Annotated in this window: 19 protein-coding genes and 1 other RNA gene; 5 read left to right on the top strand and 15 right to left on the bottom strand. The window is 39.2% G+C overall.

Annotation, left to right across the window (positions count from 1 at the left end):
* Window positions 1-4: 4 nt before the first annotated feature.
* From BLS35_RS18565 to BLS35_RS18540, 6 genes are all read right to left on the bottom strand, one after another.
* Window positions 5-949: a phosphodiester glycosidase family protein gene (locus tag BLS35_RS18565; protein WP_165973350.1), complete on the bottom strand. Its 945-nt coding sequence runs from the start codon at window positions 947-949 to the stop codon at window positions 5-7.
* An 18-nt stretch (window positions 950-967) separates the two neighbouring features.
* A complete protein-coding gene (locus tag BLS35_RS18560) occupies window positions 968-2590 on the bottom strand; it encodes a DUF5689 domain-containing protein (RefSeq protein ID WP_090783930.1) in 1623 nt (540 codons plus the stop codon).
* Window positions 2591-2616: 26 nt separating this feature from the next.
* Complete coding sequence (locus BLS35_RS18555) at window positions 2617-4059, bottom strand: SusD/RagB family nutrient-binding outer membrane lipoprotein (protein WP_090783929.1); 1443 nt, start codon at window positions 4057-4059, stop codon at window positions 2617-2619.
* 11 nt (window positions 4060-4070) lie between these two features.
* Complete coding sequence (locus tag BLS35_RS18550; RefSeq protein WP_165973351.1) at window positions 4071-7472, bottom strand: SusC/RagA family TonB-linked outer membrane protein; 3402 nt, start codon at window positions 7470-7472, stop codon at window positions 4071-4073.
* A 253-nt stretch (window positions 7473-7725) separates the two neighbouring features.
* A complete protein-coding gene (locus BLS35_RS18545; protein WP_090783925.1) occupies window positions 7726-8841 on the bottom strand; it encodes a FecR family protein in 1116 nt (371 codons plus the stop codon).
* Between the two features lie 63 nt (window positions 8842-8904).
* Window positions 8905-9486: an RNA polymerase sigma factor gene (locus BLS35_RS18540; protein WP_090783922.1), complete on the bottom strand. Its 582-nt coding sequence runs from the start codon at window positions 9484-9486 to the stop codon at window positions 8905-8907.
* A 318-nt stretch (window positions 9487-9804) separates the two neighbouring features.
* On the opposite strand from BLS35_RS18540, the gene BLS35_RS18535 reads away from it, so the two are divergent.
* The gene (locus tag BLS35_RS18535; protein WP_090783920.1) at window positions 9805-9999 is read left to right on the top strand and encodes a hypothetical protein; all 195 of its coding nucleotides are present in this window, start codon (window positions 9805-9807) and stop codon (window positions 9997-9999) included.
* An 81-nt stretch (window positions 10000-10080) separates the two neighbouring features.
* On the opposite strand, the gene BLS35_RS18530 is transcribed toward BLS35_RS18535, so the two are convergent.
* Entirely contained in the window at window positions 10081-10383 is a 303-nt protein-coding gene (locus BLS35_RS18530) for a pyrimidine/purine nucleoside phosphorylase (protein ID WP_090783916.1), read from the bottom strand.
* Between the two features lie 231 nt (window positions 10384-10614).
* Here BLS35_RS18530 and rnpB point away from each other — a divergent pair.
* An RNA gene (gene rnpB, locus BLS35_RS18525) (RNase P RNA component class A) lies at window positions 10615-10993 on the top strand.
* A 70-nt stretch (window positions 10994-11063) separates the two neighbouring features.
* Window positions 11064-12470, top strand: coding sequence for a sigma-54-dependent transcriptional regulator (locus BLS35_RS18520; protein ID WP_090783913.1), 1407 nt, complete (start codon window positions 11064-11066; stop codon window positions 12468-12470).
* A gap of 43 nt (window positions 12471-12513) precedes the next feature.
* Here BLS35_RS18520 and BLS35_RS18515 read toward each other — a convergent pair whose 3' ends face one another.
* The 5 genes from BLS35_RS18515 to gatB all read right to left on the bottom strand — a co-directional run bounded on the left by BLS35_RS18515 (window position 12514) and on the right by gatB (window position 18441).
* Window positions 12514-14298, bottom strand: a complete 1785-nt coding sequence (locus BLS35_RS18515) for a chloride channel protein (RefSeq protein WP_090783910.1) — start codon at window positions 14296-14298, stop codon at window positions 12514-12516.
* A gap of 13 nt (window positions 14299-14311) precedes the next feature.
* A complete protein-coding gene (locus tag BLS35_RS18510) occupies window positions 14312-15034 on the bottom strand; it encodes an RluA family pseudouridine synthase (protein ID WP_090783908.1) in 723 nt (240 codons plus the stop codon).
* Window positions 15035-15064: 30 nt separating this feature from the next.
* Window positions 15065-15754: a response regulator transcription factor gene (locus BLS35_RS18505; RefSeq protein WP_090783902.1), complete on the bottom strand. Its 690-nt coding sequence runs from the start codon at window positions 15752-15754 to the stop codon at window positions 15065-15067.
* Window positions 15755-15859: 105 nt separating this feature from the next.
* Window positions 15860-16969, bottom strand: coding sequence for a TlpA disulfide reductase family protein (locus tag BLS35_RS18500; protein WP_090784302.1), 1110 nt, complete (start codon window positions 16967-16969; stop codon window positions 15860-15862).
* An 8-nt stretch (window positions 16970-16977) separates the two neighbouring features.
* Window positions 16978-18441 (bottom strand): Asp-tRNA(Asn)/Glu-tRNA(Gln) amidotransferase subunit GatB, encoded by a 1464-nt coding sequence (gene gatB, locus BLS35_RS18495; RefSeq protein ID WP_090783898.1) that lies wholly within the window; start codon window positions 18439-18441, stop codon window positions 16978-16980.
* 172 nt (window positions 18442-18613) lie between these two features.
* On the opposite strand from gatB, the gene BLS35_RS18490 reads away from it, so the two are divergent.
* Window positions 18614-19264 carry an oxidoreductase gene (locus tag BLS35_RS18490; protein ID WP_090783892.1) on the top strand — a complete coding sequence of 217 codons (651 nt, stop codon included), beginning with the start codon at window positions 18614-18616 and terminating at the stop codon, window positions 19262-19264.
* Between the two features lie 7 nt (window positions 19265-19271).
* Here BLS35_RS18490 and BLS35_RS18485 read toward each other — a convergent pair whose 3' ends face one another.
* A complete protein-coding gene (locus tag BLS35_RS18485; protein ID WP_090783889.1) occupies window positions 19272-20783 on the bottom strand; it encodes an alpha-L-fucosidase in 1512 nt (503 codons plus the stop codon).
* Window positions 20784-21188: 405 nt separating this feature from the next.
* Here BLS35_RS18485 and BLS35_RS18480 point away from each other — a divergent pair, with 405 nt between their 5' ends.
* Complete coding sequence (locus BLS35_RS18480) at window positions 21189-21887, top strand: 3-keto-disaccharide hydrolase (protein WP_090783885.1); 699 nt, start codon at window positions 21189-21191, stop codon at window positions 21885-21887.
* Between the two features lie 7 nt (window positions 21888-21894).
* On the opposite strand, the gene BLS35_RS18475 is transcribed toward BLS35_RS18480, so the two are convergent.
* Both BLS35_RS18475 and BLS35_RS18470 read right to left on the bottom strand, forming a co-directional pair.
* Window positions 21895-22890 (bottom strand): helix-turn-helix transcriptional regulator, encoded by a 996-nt coding sequence (locus tag BLS35_RS18475; RefSeq protein ID WP_090783881.1) that lies wholly within the window; start codon window positions 22888-22890, stop codon window positions 21895-21897.
* Entirely contained in the window at window positions 22890-23450 is a 561-nt protein-coding gene (locus tag BLS35_RS18470; RefSeq protein WP_090783878.1) for a biliverdin-producing heme oxygenase, read from the bottom strand. The genes BLS35_RS18475 and BLS35_RS18470 overlap by 1 nt, the downstream gene beginning before the upstream one ends.
* Window positions 23451-23470: the final 20 nt, after the last annotated feature.

Genomic DNA, 23470 nt, shown 5'->3' with positions numbered 1-23470 from the left:
AATATTACTTTTTCCGCATAATCATCCATGAATTTGCCACTGCCCGTTCTACATCTCCTGAAGGTCTATTTCGTGTTTCATAACCTCCAACACTATTTTTCACAATAAAAGTACTAGAACCTCCACCATCAAGATTCACCGCATCACGAACCCCAATAGCTTTCAGTATTTTGGCTTCATCAGCTAATGTGATTCCAGCAGAATACCCAGTCCTTCTTCCATCAACAATTAGAAAAACTAGTTTCTTACTATTGATTACCCCCACTGCTGTTCTGGGCTCAACATTTTCATCCAGTCCCGCAGTGGTTAACTCCGCATCCTTAACCAATAAATACCTGGCTCCCAAACCTTCTTTAATTCGTGTTACATAGGATATATAGTTTTTATTATCGCCTATAACGCATGTATTATCCTTCAAGATACTTAGAAAATAATACTTATCTTGATGGTTACGTGTAAGCACTCCATTCCTATAAACCATCCCCAAGGGCACACCGAGCTCATTAAAGTAATCACCATTGGTGGCTGCAATAACTTCCCGATTTGTATAACTTGCATTCTTAGCTGTAATCATACTCCTTACGGTCTGAAAACCATAGGCGTTCTTATCATTAGGCATACAAGCCTCCATACTTATATTTGGATCAGAAAGATCTACTTTGAGCAAGAAAATTGCCATTGGAACATTTCCGGCACTGATGCAGGTAATATCTGTTTCCTCTATTCCTGCTGATGGAGTGGAAGTTACGTTTGTATTTACCGTTTTAATCAGATCTGTATTCTTCTGAATAAGGGATACGTATTCAGTAGAGGGATGATCTACCCCCTTCTCTACAATAACCTCTTCTACTTTTGCTTTTTCCGTTTCAGCTTTCTTACTGCAACCCGGCTGTGTAAAGGCTGTAAACAGTAAAAAAACAAACAGGTATAATCTATATTGATATTTCATATTTAACATATTAACAGGTTATTTTCTAAAGTAAGTAACTCCTGAGCCTGATTCGATGCTTTGCAGGTTAAGTGCAGCCGCTTCAGGACAAGATAAAGTACCAATAGAAAGACTGGTTGTTTCTCGCGGTATGATCCATGCGTTCTTGCTCACCACACCGCCGAGTTTAGAGTAATCACCCACATCGGCAGCAGGCTGCCTATACATGTACAAATTAGTACCTTGTCCAAAGAATGGCTGAGCCTCCCCGGTTTCCGGATTGACAGGATTATAATGATCATTCAAAGGAACCCTGTACCCCCATTTATTGGCTGCATTATAAGCAGTGGTAATTTTTGTACCGTAGAAAACCGCATCTATAGGAACTGATGTTGGAGTGACTGTTGTTCCTGCAAATATTGCAATCCCATCGGCAACATTACTACCATCCCCCGCCATATTCCCCATGGTTGCAGCAGCTGTACCAAAATCATCATAGGCAGCCGCGGGTGCATTAATTATTCTGATCCAGTTGCCATTGCTCATGTCTGTAGTAGGCCCACAGTTCCAATATCCACCCAATACTTTACCCGGTCCACCTACGTAAAGGAAAGTACCCGCCTTTGCAGTACCCGCAGTAAGGTTAAATTTAAAAGTAAGCGTTCCGCCGGCAGCCCAACCATTTGCGGTAACTGTTCCATTAGAGGCTACAACTACTGAATAAGGTGTTACTGCAAAATCGATATCACGCAGTGCCATTAGCTGGATGTATTCATAAGAGCCCTTATGCACTACCGTAACACCATTTGAATAACCAGAGGATGTACCTGCCGCAGGGGCATCTCCTCCTCTTGGATCGGCCATAAATCCACTAATCACCAGATCGGCATTTAACGGAGCACTCGTAATCTCCACATCGTTAATGCTCCGCATACGTAATTGCATGGTAGCTCCGGCTGTGGTATTACCCTGTGGATTATTGTAGGTGGCTATACCTGTAAAATTGGCATTAACCGGCACTTTAGTAGTTGCAAAAGTAGCTCCAGATTCTGTCGAAAGTTTTACATCTGTATCAGTAGATCCATCATCAAGCCCTTTCTCTCCAGCATAAGTTTCATTGGCTACCGGAACTGGAACTAAATCCGCACCTGCTATTTTAACCAACATACTCTCGTATTTATTAAAGTTTTTTGCAAGCTCGTCCAATGTGATCAGTAAAGTTTTCACAAACCTTCCCTGCGCCACTTTTGTAATTTTAGTTTTAGGTATATCCATCAACTGTAGACTTCCTTTAACCCTGTTTATCGTACTTCCCTGGATTTCTATAACCAATGAATCACCCGGCACATAAGGCACATCTTCCGTATCTTTTAAAGTCACCACAATTCCGGCGGTTACGCCATCCTTAGTTTGTACCATTACAAATTGTCCCTTTGCAATATTTCCTCCAGCCACATCGGAAATGACTGTTCCAGCCAGACGTGAAACTCCAGTATTCTCTTCAGTAAGCTGTACAGCCGAACCCGTATACAGATTACGTACCGAAGCTACGCTAACATTTACCGTTGGTGTGCCCAATAAAGTATCCTTTTGCTTGAAGCAGGCTGTCAGCATCATAGCTGAAACAGTAATGATCACAAATGAATAAATTAATTTTTTCATCTCTATATATTTTTATAATGATAATATTATTGTTCCCACCACGATTTCACGTTGATGTTATCTGTACCTATCCAGCTAACTGCCTCCAGGTAATTCGTCTTATTGTAAGCCTGTGTAACTATCGGATATAACAGACGTCGTGGCATTTTACCACCATTGCTAGCTTGTGGATGCACAATAAGCGCAGGATAACCTGTCCTACGGTAGTCGAACCAGGATTCCAGTCCAACATAGAATAGAGAGAGGTATTTCTGATTGATAATGGTAGACAGGTTTCCGTCAAAAGCTACGCCTGGCTGGCTAAGGTAGGTTGCCGGTAAAGTTGCCACCCAAAACGTCATACTGGCTCTAACGCCATTTTCATAATAAATCTGCGCCTGGGCATTCCCTCCCGGTATCCATCCTTTCAATGCCACTTCTGCCAAAATAAACTGGAGCTCTGAGTAACTCATAATCATTCCTAAGCGTGGACTTTCGTGCAGTGTATAATTAATATAAGAAGTTGGCAGACTAAAAATAGTACCTGCCATTCCGCTAGGGAATCCACTTTGGGTACTTACATATTCTAATCCGTTCTTATTGTACCAAATTGGGATTCTCGGATCACCAAAATCCTGCATCATCTGAAGGATAAAGTTACTTGGGCAGTAATTGGCACCGAAATCTACATTGGTTAAATTGAAATAAGGATTGTAAAATGGCTCTGTATTGGTAAATGCAAGATAAGCCTGATCCGAAGCGCCGGTGAATATAGGATATACATCTGGATTGCTGACAATTGAGTTGATCTTTGCCGGACTATTCATTTCAGGACGATTACTTACCCTGAGGTATAAACGCAGGCGTAAGGAATTACAGAACTTTTTCCAGCAGGTAACCTGAGCAGCCTCCTGCGTTCCATAAAGGATATCTCCTCCTTGATCAAGTCTTTCCTTATCATTAAATAGTAATGCTGCCTTATCCAGATTACCCAGCAAATCCTCATAAATATCCTGCTGTTTATCGTATTTCGGCAAAAACTCCAGCTCATCTCCCTTTAGCGCTTCAGAATAAGGAACATTGCCAAAAACATCAGTCAACTCCGACATCATCCATGCTTTTAAGGTCAGCGCAACAGCCGTATAGTTGGCGTTACCTTCTTTTTCTGCACGTATAAGCATATCCTGAGCATTATTCAGCATGGTATAATGCTTATTCCATAAATTATTGCCTTCAGTAGCCCTTATATCGTAACGCTGTACAAAGGCATTCTCACTTTTTTGTACCGTATATTGCATCAGCTCATTGCCTATGCTTCTGGCGGCAGCGATATTTGTTGTGGTGGCAGTATACAAAGTTTGTGATAAAAGCGTCCCCGGAGTAATGTCTTTTATAGAGTTCGGGTCTTTCCTCATATTATCAAAATCCTTTGTACAACTTAGTGCCGAAATGATGGCAAAAGCTAAAACCAGGTAATGTATCTTTTTCATCTGTATAACTGTTAAAATGAAAGTTTAAAATTGAATCCAAATGTCCGGGTGGTAGGGAACTGTCCAACCTCTATTCCTTGTACCATCACTCCTCCGTTAAGGGTGCTGCTTTGCGGATCAAAAATTGGCCAGGCACTCCATACGAATAGATTGCGTCCGAATACGCCGGCAGAGGTATTTCTGATGCCCATTTTTTCCAGGTATTTGGATTTGATGGTATAATCTAACCGGGCCTCTCTTAATTTGATATAACTTGCATCAAAAATATTCGCTTCTGCATTTACACGATCAAAGTGCGCATTGTAATACACAGAAGGACTAACCACTACATCATTAGGGCGGTATGAACCGTCATCATTTAGAATTACACCTGTCCCCAGAATCCCCCCTTGCTCCCTGCCCGGTATAGTGCTTTTCAGCTTACCCGATGTAGTCATTACAGAATTAGAAAGTGAGTATTTTTTATGACCAAATTCTCCGTCAAACAAAACATTCAACCTGAACCTTTTATAAGTAAACTCATTACCAATACCTCCTTTAAACTTAGGAACTGCACTTCCCTGATAAACAATATCCGGGGTAAGCTGTGGTACACCATTAGAATAAACTATATCACCATTTGGGTTACGCAAATAACCGCGGCCATATATATCACCTATACTTCCGCCTGGGATAGCCATTAATGAAACGCCGGAAGACCCCATTGCATACAATTCCAGATTTTCTATACCATCTTTAAGGTATACGATCTTTCCACGGTTAATGGCCCCATTTATGGTTGTTCTCCAGGAGAAATCTTTTCGTGTGAGCACCTTAGCCCAGGCCTGCAATTCTAATCCCATATTGCGCACCAAACCCGCATTCATTACATAGTTGTAATAGCCACTAGCCCGCTCTACAGGCACACTTAAGATCTGATCGTAGGTATTAGTCAGGTAGGCTGAAAAGTCAATTCCGATCTTGTTTTTAAAGAACCGGGCCTCCAAACCAGCTTCATAACTTTTTGTTCTTTCAGGTTTCAGATTAGAATTATTAAGTGTTGTTGGATTCGTAACACTAGATGGAAAATTGCTCGAAGCATAATATTTCTCTATCCGGTAAGGTCGTGTATCATTCCCCACCTCCGCATAAGAGAACCTGGTTTTCAGATAGGAAAGTGTATTACTGCTCAATTTCAGCATATCGGACACCACAAGACCTAAGTTAGCCGAAGGATAGAAATAAGAATTGTAGGCACCAGAGAAAACACTTGACCAGTCGTTCCTCGCCGTCACCTCCAGGAACAAATAATCCCTGTATGATAAATTGACAAAACCATAGGCGCTGTTAATAGCTTTTTCTTCTTTATAGCCAACCAACACAGGTCTATCAATCCCATTGGTAAGCGTGTAGACTCCAGGGATCAGTAATTTATTTATACTGCCAATTGTTCTGTTGTACATCGAATGCATTCGGTTTCCCCCAATGGCTGCACTCATGCTAAAATCTTTACCGAGCTTTCTTTTATAGTTCAATAAAAAATCTGAATTTTGCTCGTAACGGATAATATTTTGCTCCTTATAAAATCCGTTGGTATAATGATGAGCACTCATCGGCTGTCTGTTCGAGCTGATATCATCATACATATCAATAGCCGTTTTAGCCGTAAATGTGAGGTCTTTTGTGATGTTATAATTGAAATTAATGTTACCAAAAACACCATTTCTCTTCATCGGATTCAACTCCTCGTACAAAGCAAAGTAAGGATTATCAGGCACAGAACTAAATGGCCTGTTTTGTTTATCATCTTCTGAGGCCCAGTAATCTCTAAACCAATTCAAATCCACATTGGCGTTGGTAAACATCAAAAAATAAGACGCGGTTTGATTGCTATACCCCGTACTTGGCAGGTTGTCTGACGATTTATTATAATAGTTGATCTTGGTAGAGATCTGCATTTTGGGACTAATTTTCTGCGTTAATGAAAAATTCACATTGGTCCGCTGATAAGATGTATTTTCCAGAATGTATCTGTTAAAGGTGTTATTTACAGATACCCTGGCTGTGGTAGTACTGTTACCACCTTCAATAGAAATAGCGTTATTGGTCGTAAGACCGGTACGGAAAAGACCTTTCCTATTATCAGGATAAGCCACCCATGGCAATCTTTCTTTACTCTGTGTTTTGGTTATTGGATCGTACTGAAAATATTTAACTCCAGTATTGAGTTTTGGACCCCAGCCAGAGCTGGTTCCTGATGTACTCCCTCCATCTTCTGAAGTTCCGTAAGAGTAATAAGTTACATCCGAACCTGCACCCTGCCCATATTCATACTGATAATCCGGGAAATTATTCACCTGATCTATCGAGGTATTGGAATTTATCGTGATGCCCAATCCCTTACGTGCACCACCAGATTTGGTAGTTACGATAATTGCGCCGTTCGCACCCCTGGAACCATATAGCGCCGTTGCACCAGCACCTTTTAGTACGGTAATGCTGGCAATGTCATCCGGGCTAAGATCACTTACGGCAGTACCGAAATCAAGTGAAGGTTCTGCAGAAGAATAAGCTCCACCACCGTTTCCACTAATCTGATTGCTTATCGGTACCCCATCAATTACGATCAGCGCACCACTATTACCCAATTGCAGAGATTTATCACCTCTTAAAATGATATCTGAGGAACCCATTGGTCCATCTGCCTTCTGAATGTTTAAGCCCGCAACTTTACCTTCAAGCGCATTTAGCCAGTTACTGGCTGGAGCGTCAGAGACCGTTGAACCATCAAGTTTTTGTGCAGAATAGCCCAGAGATTTCTCTTCGCGCTTAATACCCAGGGCAGTTACCATTACCTCTTTAAGGTCTTTAGGATCTGGTTGCAGCTTAACATTTATCAGTTGAGATTTATCGGCCGTAACCTTCACATTGCTTACCTTTTGTGTAGCATATGAAATATAGGAAACCTCCAAAGTATACACACCAGGAGCAACCGCTATGGAATAAATCCCATTCTGGTCGGTCATAGCCACTTTTTTAGCTTCAATAATCTTCACACTCGCTCCAGCAAGGGGCTGTCCATTTTCATCACTAATGATACCGGTAATTTTTCCAGTAGCAACGTTTTGCTGCCCCGACCTGTCAAGATCCTTAATGATGATAGTTTTATCTTCAATCACATAACTTAATGACTGACCGATAAGGCTCTGGCTCATCGCCGTAGCCAAGGGGGTGTTGTTAAAATCAACATCAATCGTTTTTGTATTTTCGATCTTTTTCAGTGTCCATAAAACATTATAACCAGTTTGTTTTCTGATCTCTTTAAAAAACTGATCGAATGTAATATTATGTTGCTTTAAGGTAACAGTCTGAGCAAGTCCCGTTGCACTGACCTCCGTTATTGCAATAATCATTAGTAAAATCCAGAGCTTCATAATAAGCAATAGTTTATTTATGCAGCCCGGAGGCTTGCCTAAAATTCTTGTAGAAATTTTATACATTTGGTTGTTTGATTGGTTAAAAACTTTGTTGTTGGCACACAATATCAAATGAATAGCTACCAGACATTTAAGGGCTCCGACGGGAATCGGGGCTCTTTTTTCTGAGCTATCCAATTTAGCTAAGGCCGCTAAGGATCGTCTTTGTAAATTTTCATGTCGTTTAATTTGCTCGTTTATTAATCTATGATTATGGCATTACAGTTATCACTGGCCCTTCAAGCTTAAAATGTACGTCACCTGTTAGCTCCATCATTTTTAAGACCTTAGAAACATTATCGAACTTTGAAACCGTCCCCCCGAACACCAATGTCTTCACTTCTTCATTGCTATATTTTACGGTTACACCGTACCATTTAGAGATTTTTCGCATCACGCTTTCAAGCGCTTCACTATCAAACATGAAGAGTCCGTTCTTCCAGGCCAGCGCAGCTTCAAGATCTGTTTTAAATATTCTTAAACCGGTTGATGTAACAACAGATTGCTGCCCCGGCTTGATAAACTCACCATTTACCTTTACGCTACCCTCCAATAAAGTAGTTTTAACTGCGAGTTCATCTGGATAGGCATTAATATTAAAATGCGTACCTACAACCTCTACTTCCTGCTTGTCTGTGCTTACTCTAAAAGGCTGATTTTTATTCTTTGCTACTTCGAAATATGCCTCCCCCTTTAAAGCTACCTTTCTAAACGCCTGTCCGGCAAAACTCGCAGGAAATTTGATTGAAGAAAGCGCGTTAAGCCAAACCCTGGTCCCATCCGGAAGATCTACCTGAAATTGTCCCCCAACAGGAGTTTCGATGATATTGTACTTTAATTCACCTCTTTGTTCTTGCCCACTATTCATAACCTTATAAACTAAACGTCCATCAGATTTTTTCACAATTGTAATTCCCCCTATATGAGTAACCGTACCATCAGGCGCATCCGTCAGAGAAATTCTCTTGCCGTCGGCTAAAACTAGAATTGCTTTGTTTCCCCCAGGGGCAATGTCATTGGTCTTTGTATGCGCCAGCTGAGACGGCGTATCTTTAATTTTATACAAGAAAAAACCAACGGATAGCGCAATGAGCACAATTGCTGCCACAGAAAGATGCGACCAACGAAAACGCCGAGCCCCGGAATGAGCTATAGGCATACCTTTCCAGATCTCATCAAGATCAGCTTTCTTTTCTTTGTCTGATAACTCAGGAAGGTCGGTATTTTCATACTCCAGGTACCAGCTTTCAAGAATCTCAAGCTCCGCATCAGTACAGGCGTTCGCCTTGTATTTCGCCAATAAATCTTTAATTTCTGCTCTATTCATATATCTGGTCAAAAGCAATATTCCTATTACTAATGACTAAGACAGGAAGCTAAACCGCAAGGGTTAGATGAAGCATAAAAAAAATAAAAAAAAGCTAAATATGCCTAGTTTCAGGCGAAGGGTCTTTAATGCATTCTTCATCTGCCGCTTTACAGTTTCCTCAGAAATTTCCATTTTACATGCGATTTCACGATGACTAAGGTATTCTTTCCGGCTCAGCAAAAATAAAGCTTTCATTCTGGGTGGTAAAGAATCTATTTCCTGCTCAATCTGCATAGCCAGCTGCTTTTCCCTAATCAGGTGGTCAGTCAAAAAACTATTTTGGCTAGTGTAAGCTTCCAGTGAATCGATGTATTTATCTGCCACTTGCTGATGTGCAATGATATTTAATATCTTGTTCCGCATTGCGGTATACAGATACCCCGATAAGTTAGCGTTGAAGTTTATCACATTTCGTTTAGTCCAAAGCCCAGCAAAAAGCTCTTGGATTACATCCTTCGCCTCTTCCCTATTTTTAAGTTTCTTGTAGGCATGACTATAGAGTACCCATTTATAGCGCTCATAGATTTCAGTAAAGGCAGACTCATCATCTTCTTTTAACCTGAGAATCAGCTCGAAATCACTAAATTGGTTATATCTGGTCATATCCTGAAAATCGTCTTACATTTAATCCTCTGATCAATGTTAATTATTATTTTTCAAATTAGCATTATCAAAGTTTAATTTACTTTCAAAATGTTTAATAACGTTACAAATGATTAACATCACCTTAACAATAGCCCGATTTTAATGATTTTAGTCAGATCTAATTCTATTTAAATCATAAGAAAAAAGCTTGTACGTTCTTTACCAGCATACACCGCCGATATGATCAAAAACTTAACTGTAAACTGATCAAAACTTAACATTAAAACACTTAAATTCAATCAATTAAAGACACCTACCCTAGTAAACCATCTCAATATGAAAAATGTCAATGAAAACCAAAACCACAATTTCAATGGGGAGATCTACACCGAACTTTTTAAGAAATCGGCAGCATTAAAAGAGAAAAACAGCATTGTCCAGGAGAAACTAAACACCTTGAAAAAAATGTCTGATGAATTTCTAAAATCAAAAACTAAGAGTCAGCCAGAAAAAGACCCAAATCTTATGTAGAAGCAAATGTAAAATGGTTCGTGTGTAACAAAACAACGCGGGCATCTTATAAACTAAATTAAGAGATACCCGCTTTTGCTATTACCCGTAATAACATAAATAAGCTACATCATCATTACATGACACTTCAAACGAAGTTCCCGCGGCCACATCAAATTCTTCTTGTTCAGTATATTTTTTAGCTTCTCCATCTGCTGTTAGTTTTACATCCATACTACCCGATATAATGACCATTTTTTCAGGTGAAGAGGCAGAAAATGTATATGTTCCCTTTTTCATTACCCCAACGGTAGCTTTACCTTTTGCTGTTTCCAGTCCAAGACTTTGAACTTTACCTTCGAAATATACATTGTGGCTTATTGGAGAATTGGTTGAATTACTCATAATTTTGGTTCGATTGTTTATGGTTAATATTAAAAAGGCAAATGTATTGAAATCAATCAGCTTTTCCTTCCTCAACGGTAACAAGAACTTCCTCGCGAAGATCTGGAACCTCGGTCTGAAATACTTCTTCCAATTTTAATCTAAAACCCGGCAATAGATCCGAACTAAACTCCTCACCAACGATAAACGGTGCCGCTGAGATATAAATTAAGATTTTGTATCTTTGTTCAAAATGCAAGCTGTTCTATCGCTGGCCCGATCAAAAGGGAAAGAGGAAAGTCCGGGCAACACAGAGCATCTCGCTTCCTAACGGGAAGAGGCTCAGGACTGAATGCCTGAGTTATGGAAAGTGCCGCAGAAAATATACCGCCGATGGCTTTTAAGTACAGGTAAGGTTGAAAACGTGAGGTAAGAGCTCACGATTTTTCCGGGCGACCGGAAGAGTGGTAAACCCCGGGAGTTGAAAGACCAAATAGGCTAACGTATGTAGGGCTGCTCGTCCGATGTTAGTGGGTAGGTCGTTAGAGATAAATGGCAACATTTATAGTAGATTAATGGTAGAATCCTAATTTATTGGGAACAGAACCCGGCTTATAGGCTTGCATTTTTTTATTTTTTAAGGCGTTATTGATAATATAAATTATATTAGTAGCCTAACGCAAAAATGACTAGCAGTACCTATGGCAAAATTATTGATAATTGATGATGAGCGGGCAATAAGAAATACCCTTCGTGAAATTTTAGAATACGAAAACTACGAAGTAGAAGATATAGACAATGGTGTTGAGGGATTAGAACTCATTAAGAAAAAGAAATACGATCTTGTTCTTTGCGACATCAAAATGAATCGAATGGATGGTATGGAAGTGCTTGAACAAGCATTAGCCTTTAGTCCGGATCTTCCTTTTATTATGATCTCTGGACATGGCACAGTTGAAACTGCCATAGAAGCTAGTAAAAAAGGTGCCTTCGACTTTATTTCTAAACCACCTGATCTAAACAGGTTATTAATTACGGTTAGAAATGCGCTTGATAGAGGTACTTTAGTTACTGAAACTAAAGTCTTAAAAAGAAAAGCCAGCAAAACAAGGGATATTCTTGGTAGCTCTGACAGCATCAACAAAATTAAAGAGACGATTGAACGCGTTGCACCTACCGAAGCAAGGGTTTTAATAACCGGTGCAAATGGTAGTGGTAAAGAATTAGTCGCACGCTGGTTACACGAAAAATCTCAGCGAGCTGAAAATCCGCTTATTGAGGTAAACTGTGCAGCTATCCCTTCTGAGTTGATTGAAAGTGAACTTTTTGGTCACGAAAAAGGCTCTTTTACATCCGCAGTAAAACAACGCATTGGTAAATTTGAATTGGCAAATGGTGGTACACTATTTCTAGATGAAATTGGCGACATGAGCCTTTCTGCACAAGCAAAAGTATTACGTGCTTTACAAGAACATAAAATTACCCGCGTAGGTGGCGAAAAAGAACAGGAAGTAAACGTTCGGGTACTTGCTGCAACCAACAAAGATCTTTTAAAAGAAATCGAAGCTGGTAATTTCCGTATGGATTTATACCACCGTTTAAATGTAATCAACATACATGTTCCTCATTTAACCGAACGAACGGAAGACATTCCTGAAATTGCAGGAAACTTCCTGGAAGAGATTTGCCGTGATTATGGAATGCCTGCTAAGAAGATCAGTGATGGCGCTATGGCAGCCTTACAAGCGTTACCATGGACAGGAAACGTTCGTGAGTTACATAATATGATTGAGCGTCTGATTATTTTAAGTGACAAATCCATCACAGAAAACGATGTTATCTCTTTCGCTAATCCAGGTGGTGGAACAAACATTGGTGCGATGGGTTCGAACAATGGTCATGCGGGATCACAAAACGGATCTTCGATTGACTATGAGAAATTCAATAACTTTCAGGATTATAAAGATCATGCTGAACGAGAGTTTATCAAATTTAAATTGGAGAAAAACAACTGGAACGTTTCCAAAACTGCTGATGATATTGAAATTCAGCGCAGTCACCTATACAGTAAGATAGAGAAATTTGGCTTGAAGAGAGCCGTAGAATAAACAAAAAAAACTCCTGATGATGTCAGGAGTTTTTTTTTGTTTATCATCCCATATAATCTGCCTGTCGACTCAACAAAGCCCTATATTTATTAAAAATAGCAGTCTTAGATACAAAGCCCATATATAAACCTGCCTCATCCAACACCGGCAACAACCAGGCATTTTCCTTTTCCATTTTCTGCAAAACGATTTTCAAATGATCAGAAATAACCACTACAGCTGGAGCTGCCTGCATCAAGTTATTAACAGACCACTCCTCGGCTTGATCTGTCCCTTTTCTTAAAATATCTTCCACATACACCAGTCCTTTAAAGACTTTCTCATCATCTACAACTGGAAACAAGTTCCTTTTAGACTGTAAAATCTCATTCAATCGTGCTGAAATTAAATCATGTTCATTCAGTACCAAATAATCACTTTCCACCAGGTATCTTAATTTCATCATATTCAGCACTGTGGTATCCTTATCTTCCAATGATGAAAGTTCTCCCTTTTCTGCTAAAGGTTTGGTATAGATAGAATGTTGATTTTTATTTCTGTTAATCAGATAGGCTATTGCCGATGTAATCATTAAAGGAACCATTAAAACATAGCCACCCGTAATCTCTGCAATTAAAAAGATACCAGTAAGAGGCGCGTGCATAATAGCGCTTAACGATGCGGCCATACCGGCAACAATAAAATTAGCCACATTTAAATGCGCAATGCCCAGGGTATTAATCGTAAATGCCAAAACAAAGCCCATTAAGCCACCCATAATTAAACTAGGTGCAAAAATTCCCCCATTACCACCAGCACTTAAGGTAATTAGCGTAGCTGCAGATTTAGCAAAAACAGTAACAACGGTAAACAGAATAATCACCCATGGTAAACTACTGTATTCAGAAAATATACTATTTGTAAGTAAAGCGGTATAATTACCTCCCAAAAGGCTTTTGATAGTAATATAGCCCTCTCCATATAAAGTTGGAAATAAAAACACCAACAAGCCCAACATTAAACCGCCTATCACTACTTTCTTATAGGGATTGGTTATCTTATAAAAAGAGCTTTTTATAAAAGCATTAATCTTTGTAAAATAGATGGAGAAAATACCAATCAATACTGCCAGCAATACATAATAGATCAGCGCATTCATTTTCCAGCCTTCCGTAACCAGAAAAAAAAGCTGTTCGTTGTAAAACAAACGCGCCACTACCGCTGCAGTTGCCGAGGCTAATAATAAGGGTATAAATGCGGGAATGGTAAATTCTGGAAGTAAAATTTCTATTGCGAAGACCATTCCAGCAATCGGACTGTTAAATGCACCTGCAATACCTGCCGCTGCACCACAAGCCAGCAACATGGTGGTCTCTCTATAGGATAAACCTAAGAAACGGCCAACAATAGAACCGATAGCCCCCCCACTGGTTACAATAGGTGCTTCCAGTCCCGTAGAACCGCCAAAACCAACAGTTAAGGCTGCTGTAATAATCTGCGAGTAGGCATTATGAGGCTCAACCTTACTTGATTTTTTAGAAATCGTATATAGTAATGGTGTTAGGCCCGTTTCAAACTTCCCCTTCCTGATAAAGCGACGGACATACATGACCGACAACAAGATTCCGATAAAAGGGAAGAAGAAAAATAGGTAATACTTATACTGCCACTGAAAGCCAGTCTGCAAAAATTCTTCGATGTGGTGCGTTATGGCTTTAAGTAAAGATGCGGCAAGGCCAGCAAGGATACCTACAATTAGTGCCGCAATGACAAGAAAATTCCGGTTGGAGATCTTTGTTTTCCTGTACTGATTAATTGCGTCTACATAATTCACTAACCTAACGTACATCTTTATCTAATTTTTAAGCATCAAATTTATCTAATAACTTAATGAGTGTGGCGAAATCTTTAGGATATGGTGCTTCTATTACGATATCCTGTCCGTCCAATCCCTTAAATACAAGGTGTCTGGCATGTAGGGCAAAACGTTTCATAATAGGTTGCTCCTCGTCATCTTTTGCTATGCGATAGTCTTTTTTGATGCTGGAAAGGAATACCGGCTTACCTCTGTACATATCATCACCCGCAATTGCAGCACGCTGCGTGGCCAGGTGAATTCTGATTTGGTGCATACGTCCGGTAATCGGCTTACATTCTACCAAAGTATAATGCCTGTAATGTTTTATCGTATTAAAGATAGTTTCTGCACGTTTGCCTTCTTTACGGTCAATCGTAACGCTTTTATTGCCATCATTTAAGATAGGTAGGTCAATAAAAAGCTCTTTGAAGGTAAACTGACCATCCACAACGGCATGATAAGTTTTGTTGATTTTACGCTTTTCGAACTGTATCGCCACATTGCGATATGCTTCAGGCGTTTTAGCGATAATAATGGCACCAGATGTTTCTTTATCTAAACGGTGACATACCTGTGCATCAGCGGAATATTGCTTTGCAAGGCGAAGAATATTTACTTCTCCCGAACCGCCGCGCTCGTCTAATGAAGCTACAAACGGCGGTTTATTTACTACGATATAATCATCGTTTTCAAATAGGATAAGATCTTTAAAGGAAGGATATTTCAATATGATAAGAATTTCTTAGCTACAAAAGTACTAAGAAAGTTCGAATTTATAGCCCACTCCTTTAACTGTTGCCACATAAGTTTCGCCTAATTTCTCGCGCAGCTTACGAATATGCACATCAATAGTGCGGTTAGTAACCACTACAGAGTCTTCCCAAATATTCTTTAAGATAGATTCTCTGGTGTATACCTTTCCAGGTTTAGAAGCCAATAGATAAAGTAATTCGAATTCTTTTTTGGCCAACACAACCTTCTTACCGCTCTGATAAACCAGATAAGCTTCCCTGTCAATCACCAAATCCCCTATTTCAACTTTATTGTCAGACACTTCATCAGCACTTGAATTTCTTCTTAAGATTGCATTAATACGGCTTACCAATGCACGAGGCTTAATCGGTTTAGCGATATAATCATCTGCACCTACGTTAAAACCAGCAATTTCAGAATACTCCTCACTGCGAGCAGTCAGGAACACCATAAATGTGTTTTTAAACTCAGGAATTGCGCGCATTAATCTACAAGCCTCAATACCATCCATTTTCGGCATCATGATGTCGAGGATAATTAAATCAGGGTGCACTTTTTTTGCAATCGTAATTCCCTCCTGGCCATTTGCAGCTAAATAAACCTGATAGCCTTCCTTTTTAAGGTTGTACTCTATCAGCTCTAAAATATCTGGTTCATCATCAACAATAAGTATCTTCTGTTTTACGGTGCTCATAGCTTTAATTATTTGTTACGAAATTAGGTAATCAATTACAATGTAGCGTTAAACCCAAGTTAACAAATTGTTAATAAGCTCATCTATATTAACATGAATTTAGGGTTATCGTAAAGTCTTACTCAAAAATGCATCCAATTCTTCGCCACGAAGGTTTTTAGCGATGATTTTTCCGCTAGGATCTACGATAAAAGAACTTGGTATTGCTTCAATAGCATATAACTTTGCAGTAGGACTATCGAAATCTTTCAAATCACTACCCTGAGCCCAGGTCAATTTATCCGCAATAACTGCGCTCTTCCATGCCGCAGCATCTTTATCCAGAGATATACCTAAGATGGTAAAATTCTTGTCCTTAAAAGCATTATAAGCCTTAACGACATTCGGATTCTCATTTCTACATGGTACACACCATGAGGCCCAGAAATCAAGCATCACATATTTACCTTTAAAATCAGACAGTTTAATTGGCTTCCCATCGATACCATTAATGGTAAAGTCTGGCGCTGCCTGTCCAACTTGTATTGATTTCAGCTTAGCCATTCTAACCAAGAACTCCGTTACAGCCGCATTATCGTTAAAATTACTTTTGATTTTATCAGCATAGTCTACCATCTCTTTTTCAAACTCAGCAGGATTTAAAAGATTTACGGCATAAAAGCTAGCCAAAGAAGTTGTGTTGTCTTGTGCAAACTTTAACACTGCTTTATTTAGGCCATTAATTTCCTGAATATACGCTGGTTTTAATTGCGCCATAATCACGTCCCTTTTATCAGGTTGCGCGGTTACAGCATCATCAAATTTCTTCTGAATCTCAGAGATTTTGCCCATATACTGGTTTTTCACTTTATTCAGTTCTTCCAGCTTATCCGCTTCCATCGCACCAGAAATACTATAAGCAAGCGTTTTATCAGCCAAATCCGCATTAATCTTAATCTGATCTCCATTTTTTGCGATGATCATATATTCACTATGACCAGAGGAGATTCTAAAGAAATCAACCGCAGGTGTACTGTGAGTAAACTTAAAGTCCCCATTTTCAGAAAATACGGTAGAATCCAACGGCGTTTGATGATCTTTCTGCAGGCCAAACAGATAAACTTTGCTACCAGGACTTGCATTTTTAAATTGTCCTTCTATTACAAAACTTCCTTTATCCTTACAGGCGGAAAAAACAGCACACAACAATAATATATATCCTAGTCTCTTCATCATAATCTTCATTATTTTAACTTTTCTTGTAACAATTCATTTATTTTCAATGGGTTAGCTTTCCCCTTAGCAAGTTTCATCACTTCACCAACAAATAGCCCTAACACTCCTTTTTTTCCTTTTCTATAAGCCCCGACCTGAGCTTGATACTTCAGCAGAACCTCGTCTACAAATGCCGACAATTCATCGTTATTTTCAACAATCAAAAGGTTTAGCTTTGCTGCCAGTGCCATCACATTGTCTGCCGGTGCTTTAAACAGCTCTGGTAACAATTGTTGCAAGGCAATCTGCTGGGTGATTTGTTTATCATCAACCATATTGATGACATCAGCAAGTTGCTCTGGTATCACCTTAAAATCTGCTATTCCAATTTCCTGCTCATTTAACAAGGCTCTAACAGAACCTGTAAGCCAGTTTACCAGGCTCTTTTTATTATTGACAAAAGGCAAGGCCTCATTAAAATAGCTATACAAATCATGATCGTCAGACAGCATTGTAGCCTCAGAATCACTAACACCAAAGTCTGTTACCAGTTTTTTGGAGATTTCCTGAGGTAATGCTGGCATATCAAATTTCATCTGTGCCAGCCATTCGTCTGATATATGTACTGGCGCAAGATCTGGATCTGGGAAATAACGGTAGTCATTTGCTTCTTCTTTACTTCGCATAGGTGCCGTAGTGCCATGATCTGCATCAAAAGTAAGCGTGCTCTGCATAATTTTTCCGCCAGCCAGAATCACTTCTTTCTGCCGTCCATATTCAAAATCCATTGCCCTACGTACATTTCTGATGGAGTTCAGATTTTTCACCTCACAGCGTGTTCCAAATTCAACAGTTCCTTGTTCACGAATAGAGATATTTGCATCGCAACGTAAACTGCCCTCTTCCATATTTCCATCACTCACATCTAGGTGGCGAACCAGTTTCCTGATCTCCGTTAATAAAAGTGAGGCTTCTTCTGAGCTTCTGATATCGGGTTCTGTTACGATTTCAATTAAAGGTACGCCAGCCCTATTCAGATCTACATACGAATATTTATCATTCTGATCGTGCAGGCTTTTACCGGCATCTTCTTCCAAATGAATCCTATTAATTCCTATCCGTTTTTCTTCGCCATTACTTAAAGTCACATTGATAAAACCATTCTGACAGATAGGCTTATTGTCTTGCGTGATCTGATATCCTTTCGGCAGATCGGCATAGAAGTAATTTTTACGATCAAAATAATTGACCTGATTGATGGTGCAATTTAATGCTAAACCCATTCTTACCGCTTTTGCAACAACCTCTTTGTTTAATTTAGGTAATGCACCTGGTAAGGCTAAAGAAACCGGAGATATATGTTCATTAGGTTTTGCGCCAAAATAAGCACTATCAGAGGAGAATATTTTAGATTTTGTATTTAGTTGTACGTGGATCTCTAAACCAGATACCAATTCAAATTCTGATGGAGAAACTGCAGTTTTCGTACTCATTTATAGGCAATAATTTTCTTAAAAATTGATGTATTTGATATACAAACATAACTATTTATACATTACAAACGGAGGTATGTCGCCATAATTATACTTGCAGATGGCACGATAACACTCAATCAAAGCAAACTTATAGCCCTATCTGATTGTTAATTTTCTATATTTGGATAAAATGGAGGCAATAGTTGCAGGCGCTACGGGTTTAATTGGAAGCAGTTTATTACAACAACTGCTAGATCACCCGGATTATACAATGGTTACCGCTATAGTGAGAAAAGAAATCCCCCTACAGCACCCAAAATTGCGACAAGTGGTGATTGACTTTGATCAACTCGAAAACCATCAGGAACATCTCAAAGGAGATGTCGTATTTTGTGCACTAGGTACAACTAAAAGTAAAACACCCGACAAAGACCAATACAGAAAAATAGATTATCAATACCCATTGGATATCGCATTTATTGCGCAACAAAATGGCGTATCTCAATACCATTTAGTATCTGCGCTAGGTGCAAATCAGGATTCCGCTATCTTTTATTCTAAGTTAAAAGGCGAAGTAGAACGTGACCTTAAAACCATTCCCTTTAAGGCCATACATATCTATAGGCCATCACTATTAGTAGGCGACCGTAAGGAACGCCGCAGCGGTGAAGGCATCATGATTGGCCTAATGCGGGTTTTAAATCCTTTGCTTATTGCTGGATTAAAAAAATACCGCAGCATAAAAATAGAAAAAGTTGCTTCAGCCATGCTAAAGCAATCCTTAAAACCGCTGACTGGTATATTTACTTATGATTCCGATCAAATAGAAGAATTAAGCTAAACATCTATCAATACACTCCCAGCTCGCTCACAGCAATACATACGGGTGAATAAAACTTTATCCTAACCCTATCTGCTGTTTCTGGTTGAGGCAAACGGATAATGCGGTTAGCACCAATACTGGTTGCTTTAGCAATTTGTAGCCAGGCATTGTTCTTAAAAATCTCCACTTGTACGCTATCTATTCTTTGACCTAGTTTAATGTTTTCACGTAACTGGATGATGGAGAAATTTACAGGTTTTGTAAATTCAAGTTCGGCTGTTACATTACGCACCACATCGTCTGTAGCCCAATAACTGTAACGATCCGCATCAGTTAAATTAGCAGAACCGAATAAAAGTAGTTCCTTTTTACGAATGTCTGATCGATTAACAGCACTCAACAGATACTCTACCTGGCCACGAACATTTGATAAAGTAATTTTTGCCTGCTTAGCCTGATTATTTGCAAATACTTGTTTAAGCATTGCACCAAATTTTGCCAGCGTATCCACATCATTTTGATGAAGTAATCCTTCGGTATTTGGCGATAATCCAAGATCCAAACCGCCACCTCTTCCTACAGAGCTGCAATAAATATTAAAAAGTTGTGCAACAGATTTTACCTTATCATCCTGGTCCTTATGATAAAACCAACCTGGTCTCAATGCAACATCAGCTTCAAAAGGAACCCATTGTTTACCATCTCTTGTACCACTGCCCAAATTAGCCTGATCCATGAAACCCGGCATAGCTGGCTTTCCGTTTTTCCCTTGAATTGTAATCGTAGCCCAACTAGTTTCAGGTGCAAGTCCTTTTTCATTCCCCAACCATCTTACGTCCAAGCCAACATCGCTAAATATAGCTGCGTTAGGCTGCATTTTACGGGTTATATTTTCCCAGGTATTGTGCCAATCATAGTAATTAGATTGATCTACTTTCCTTTGCTCTTTTTTTCCACCATAGTACCCATCGCCCCCATTGGCCCCATCGTGCCAACTCATAAACAATTCGCCATAATTGCTATACAATTCCTTTAACTGTTTTCTATAAACATCAACATAAGCTGGACTACCATAATTAGGATTATTTCGGTCCCAGGGTGAACAATATACCCCAAATTTCAATCCTTCCTGTTTTGCCGCCTGCTGAAAATCCTTTACCATATCCCCCTTACCATTCCTCCAGTTGCTTTTACTAATGTTATAGTCTGATGTTTTTGTTGGCCATAAGGCAAAACCATCATGGTGTTTAGCGACTGCAATTATCCCTTTAAACCCACCAGCTTTAGCCGCTTCCACAATTTGCAATGCATTAAATTTTGTAGGATTGAAAAGAGAAGGCTCTGCATCGCCATAACCCCATTCTTTGTTCTGAAAGGTTGTTGGTGTAAAGTGAATCAGGCAGTACATTTCTGTCTCATGCCATTTCAATTGCCTTTCTGATGGTAAGGCTCCATATGGTTTAGGGGTTTTGGTCTGTGCAATTGATACACTGGTTAAACACAAACCGAAAGCAAGCAGGCTTAATCTTTTTATCATTTTAGAGACAATTATATGCTAAATATAACATATAATGTTTTGGTTTTCTCTTTTCTAATGTACGAACTAAACGTTTGATTGCTAACCTACTTGGGTCCGGCCCGAGTATCTCTAAAGGTAAATTACTTAAGTTCTAATTAACCAGCGTTCAGCGGATGCTGAACGGCCCCACCCGTTGAGTGTCCGTTCAATGTCCGTTCAATATCCGTTCAAATGCCGTTCATTATAGGGATACTTTAGCTTAACTATAACGAAACTATTGAGATTGATGTAGGTGCTTTCCTGAAAGGATTGTAGTATTTCAGAAGCTAAGGGTACAGCTTCTTCTTTTGCGTGTAGATATCCAGATTAAATTTTATTTCAATTCTATTCTCCCATTATATTGGGTTATACTATATTTAACTTATGAAACCAAATGTAACCAAGGCAGTACTCATAGGACTATTATGCTTAAGCAGCTCTGTATCCTTTGCACAAAAAAGGAACTTATTTAACGGAAAAGATTTAACAGGATGGCACAGCGATGTCCCTGACAAAGACAAAAATCCTGATATAAAACCTTCGTTTATTGTGCGCAATGGTTTGCTGGTTAGTATGGGTGATCCTCGCGGCCATCTAATTACTGATGCAAACTACAAAAACTACAGCATAGAGGTTCAATACCGTTTTTCTGCAAAGCCAGGAAATTGCGGCGTATTGGTTCATGCATCAACACCAAGAGCACTTTATGGAATGTTCCCAAAATCGATAGAAGTACAAATGCAGGATAAAAATGCAGGCGATTTTTGGTGTATTGAAGAAGATATTACTGTACCTGACATGGAAGCCAGACGCGGCCCAAAAGAGAACTGGGGAATAAATGGAAAGAAACAACGCCGGATAAAAAAGCTGGCAGATAGCTTAGAAAATCCAGTAGGCGAATGGAATAAAATGGTTGTAGAATGCCTGGACGACAAAGTGAAAGTTTGGGTAAATGATAAACTTGCAAATTACGGCACGAACTGCACAGCTCAAAGCGGACAAATTGCGCTACAAGCAGAGGGTTCGGAAGTAGAATTTAGGAAGGTTGTACTTAAACCGATTAAGAAATTAAGCAAAGACTAGTCTTTGCTTAATCTTCGTTAGCTTTAATTTCACTTGGTAAAATTCCAAAATAACGTTTAAAAGCATCTGTAAGATGGCTTTGATGGTTAAAACCAACAGCCGTAGCCACCTGTCCTACACTCCTTTTCTCATCAAGAATTAGCCGACGTGCCTCTTCCATCCTTAGCCGAGTTACATAACCATAAATGGTAGTTCCGTAATATGCTTTAAAACCCCGTTTCAGTTTAAATTCATTCAAGGTTATTTGCTTGGAAAGCTCTATAATTGTTGGCGGATAACTATACTCCGCATCAAGGATTTCCCGGGCATGTTCGATCTTTTTCAGATCATCTTGTTTGATCAGATATTTTTCAACCTCAACCCCAGACTGCATCTGTTCAAGCTGTAACATCAACAATTCCAGAATCTTTGATTCGGTATGCAATCTTTTTAACTCACCTGTCCTTTTACATTCACAGATGTCATTAATGACTCTTTTCATTTCCGTTGTTACCGGAAGATCCTTAGCTGCAAAAGAAGTATATTTTCCCTTCAAAATTTCTTTTACAAAATCAGTATGCAATAAGGAATGTTGGTCTATCAAATGAAAATAATAGGACTTAGAGAGCACCAATAAAAAGTACTTATACTCTATGTCAGGCAACATTTGATATTTTCCCTTTATAGAAGGAATGTAACGGATATTGTGACGGCTACCCTCTCTGCGATTACTTTTAGCATCCTTTTTCTCTACATTGGGGTTTGTCCCATAAAATATGAATTGGGAGGTGATGGTTTCCCCTTCTACTTCAGAAAGTACCTTAACACCAGTATTAAACTGCATCGTGGCATGCACAAGAAATAATCCACCAGCGCTAAGCTGGTAATTTACCAGCTTCTGCGCAGGGAGACTTTTAATGTTTATGTTCTTTTCAGAGAGTGGTGTATTTGGAGTATAATGTTCAGGAATTTCTTCGATAAACAACCAATCGTCCGAGCCCTCTATCTTAGATTTGATTTTCATTAGGCAACGCTAACCTCGCCAAATACTTCTCCAAAATTGGAAAAAGTATCATTTGCAGTTTTAATAGCAAGCGCTTCTTCAGCTTCGTTATTGGCTTGCGCATTTAATACCGCTGTAAACTTTCCCCACATCTGGCCTGTAGCTTCACCATAACCAGAGAAGAAAGAAACTCCTTTTGTGATTCCGAATTTCTCTAACATTTTTACAATGATTGGTCCACCCATAATCGAACCTTCCATTACGTAAAGTGCGCCAAGCGCCTCTACTGTGTTATTGATCTCTGGAGCAGTTGCAGTTGGAAGTTCATTTACGTTTGAACCAAGCTCTTCAATATCTTGTTTTAAGTAAGAAGAATTACGACGTTCTGCATGATCAGGCAATAAATCTGTGGTAATATAAGGTGCAATAGCTTGCTCAACCTGATTAAAATAAACATAAAAATGTTTTAAAAAATCGGCGTAGTCAGCATCGCTACGAATAGCTTTCATTTTTTGTACTACTTTTTTTTCAAGGTTTAAGTGTGCTTCTTTAGTAGCTTCTTTAATATTTGTGCTTAACATATGTTTAATTTTTATGTATA

Source organism: Pedobacter sp. ok626 (assembly GCF_900100435.1).
Classification (GTDB): Bacteria; Bacteroidota; Bacteroidia; order Sphingobacteriales; family Sphingobacteriaceae; genus Pedobacter.
The sequence above is the reverse complement of the archived record's forward strand: the minus strand, read 5'-3'. Positions and strand labels throughout refer to the sequence as shown.

Bases quoted from the DNA above. Each gene is read 5' to 3' on its own strand.
- BLS35_RS18565 (WP_165973350.1), bottom strand. From the start codon at position 949: ATGAAATATCAATATAGATTATACCTGTTTGTTTTTTTACTGTTTACA.
- BLS35_RS18560 (WP_090783930.1), bottom strand. From the start codon at position 2,590: ATGAAAAAATTAATTTATTCATTTGTGATCATTACTGTTTCAGCTATG.
- BLS35_RS18555 (WP_090783929.1), bottom strand. From the start codon at position 4,059: ATGAAAAAGATACATTACCTGGTTTTAGCTTTTGCCATCATTTCGGCA.
- BLS35_RS18550 (WP_165973351.1), bottom strand. From the start codon at position 7,472: ATGAAGCTCTGGATTTTACTAATGATTATTGCAATAACGGAGGTCAGT.
- BLS35_RS18545 (WP_090783925.1), bottom strand. From the start codon at position 8,841: ATGAATAGAGCAGAAATTAAAGATTTATTGGCGAAATACAAGGCGAAC.
- BLS35_RS18540 (WP_090783922.1), bottom strand. From the start codon at position 9,486: ATGACCAGATATAACCAATTTAGTGATTTCGAGCTGATTCTCAGGTTA.
- BLS35_RS18535 (WP_090783920.1), top strand. From the start codon at position 9,805: ATGAAAAATGTCAATGAAAACCAAAACCACAATTTCAATGGGGAGATC.
- BLS35_RS18530 (WP_090783916.1), bottom strand. From the start codon at position 10,383: ATGAGTAATTCAACCAATTCTCCAATAAGCCACAATGTATATTTCGAA.
- BLS35_RS18520 (WP_090783913.1), top strand. From the start codon at position 11,064: ATGGCAAAATTATTGATAATTGATGATGAGCGGGCAATAAGAAATACC.
- BLS35_RS18515 (WP_090783910.1), bottom strand. From the start codon at position 14,298: ATGTACGTTAGGTTAGTGAATTATGTAGACGCAATTAATCAGTACAGG.
- BLS35_RS18505 (WP_090783902.1), bottom strand. From the start codon at position 15,754: ATGAGCACCGTAAAACAGAAGATACTTATTGTTGATGATGAACCAGAT.
- BLS35_RS18500 (WP_090784302.1), bottom strand. From the start codon at position 16,969: ATGATGAAGAGACTAGGATATATATTATTGTTGTGTGCTGTTTTTTCC.
- gatB (WP_090783898.1), bottom strand. From the start codon at position 18,441: ATGAGTACGAAAACTGCAGTTTCTCCATCAGAATTTGAATTGGTATCT.
- BLS35_RS18490 (WP_090783892.1), top strand. From the start codon at position 18,614: ATGGAGGCAATAGTTGCAGGCGCTACGGGTTTAATTGGAAGCAGTTTA.
- BLS35_RS18485 (WP_090783889.1), bottom strand. From the start codon at position 20,783: ATGATAAAAAGATTAAGCCTGCTTGCTTTCGGTTTGTGTTTAACCAGT.
- BLS35_RS18480 (WP_090783885.1), top strand. From the start codon at position 21,189: ATGAAACCAAATGTAACCAAGGCAGTACTCATAGGACTATTATGCTTA.
- BLS35_RS18475 (WP_090783881.1), bottom strand. From the start codon at position 22,890: ATGAAAATCAAATCTAAGATAGAGGGCTCGGACGATTGGTTGTTTATC.
- BLS35_RS18470 (WP_090783878.1), bottom strand. From the start codon at position 23,450: ATGTTAAGCACAAATATTAAAGAAGCTACTAAAGAAGCACACTTAAAC.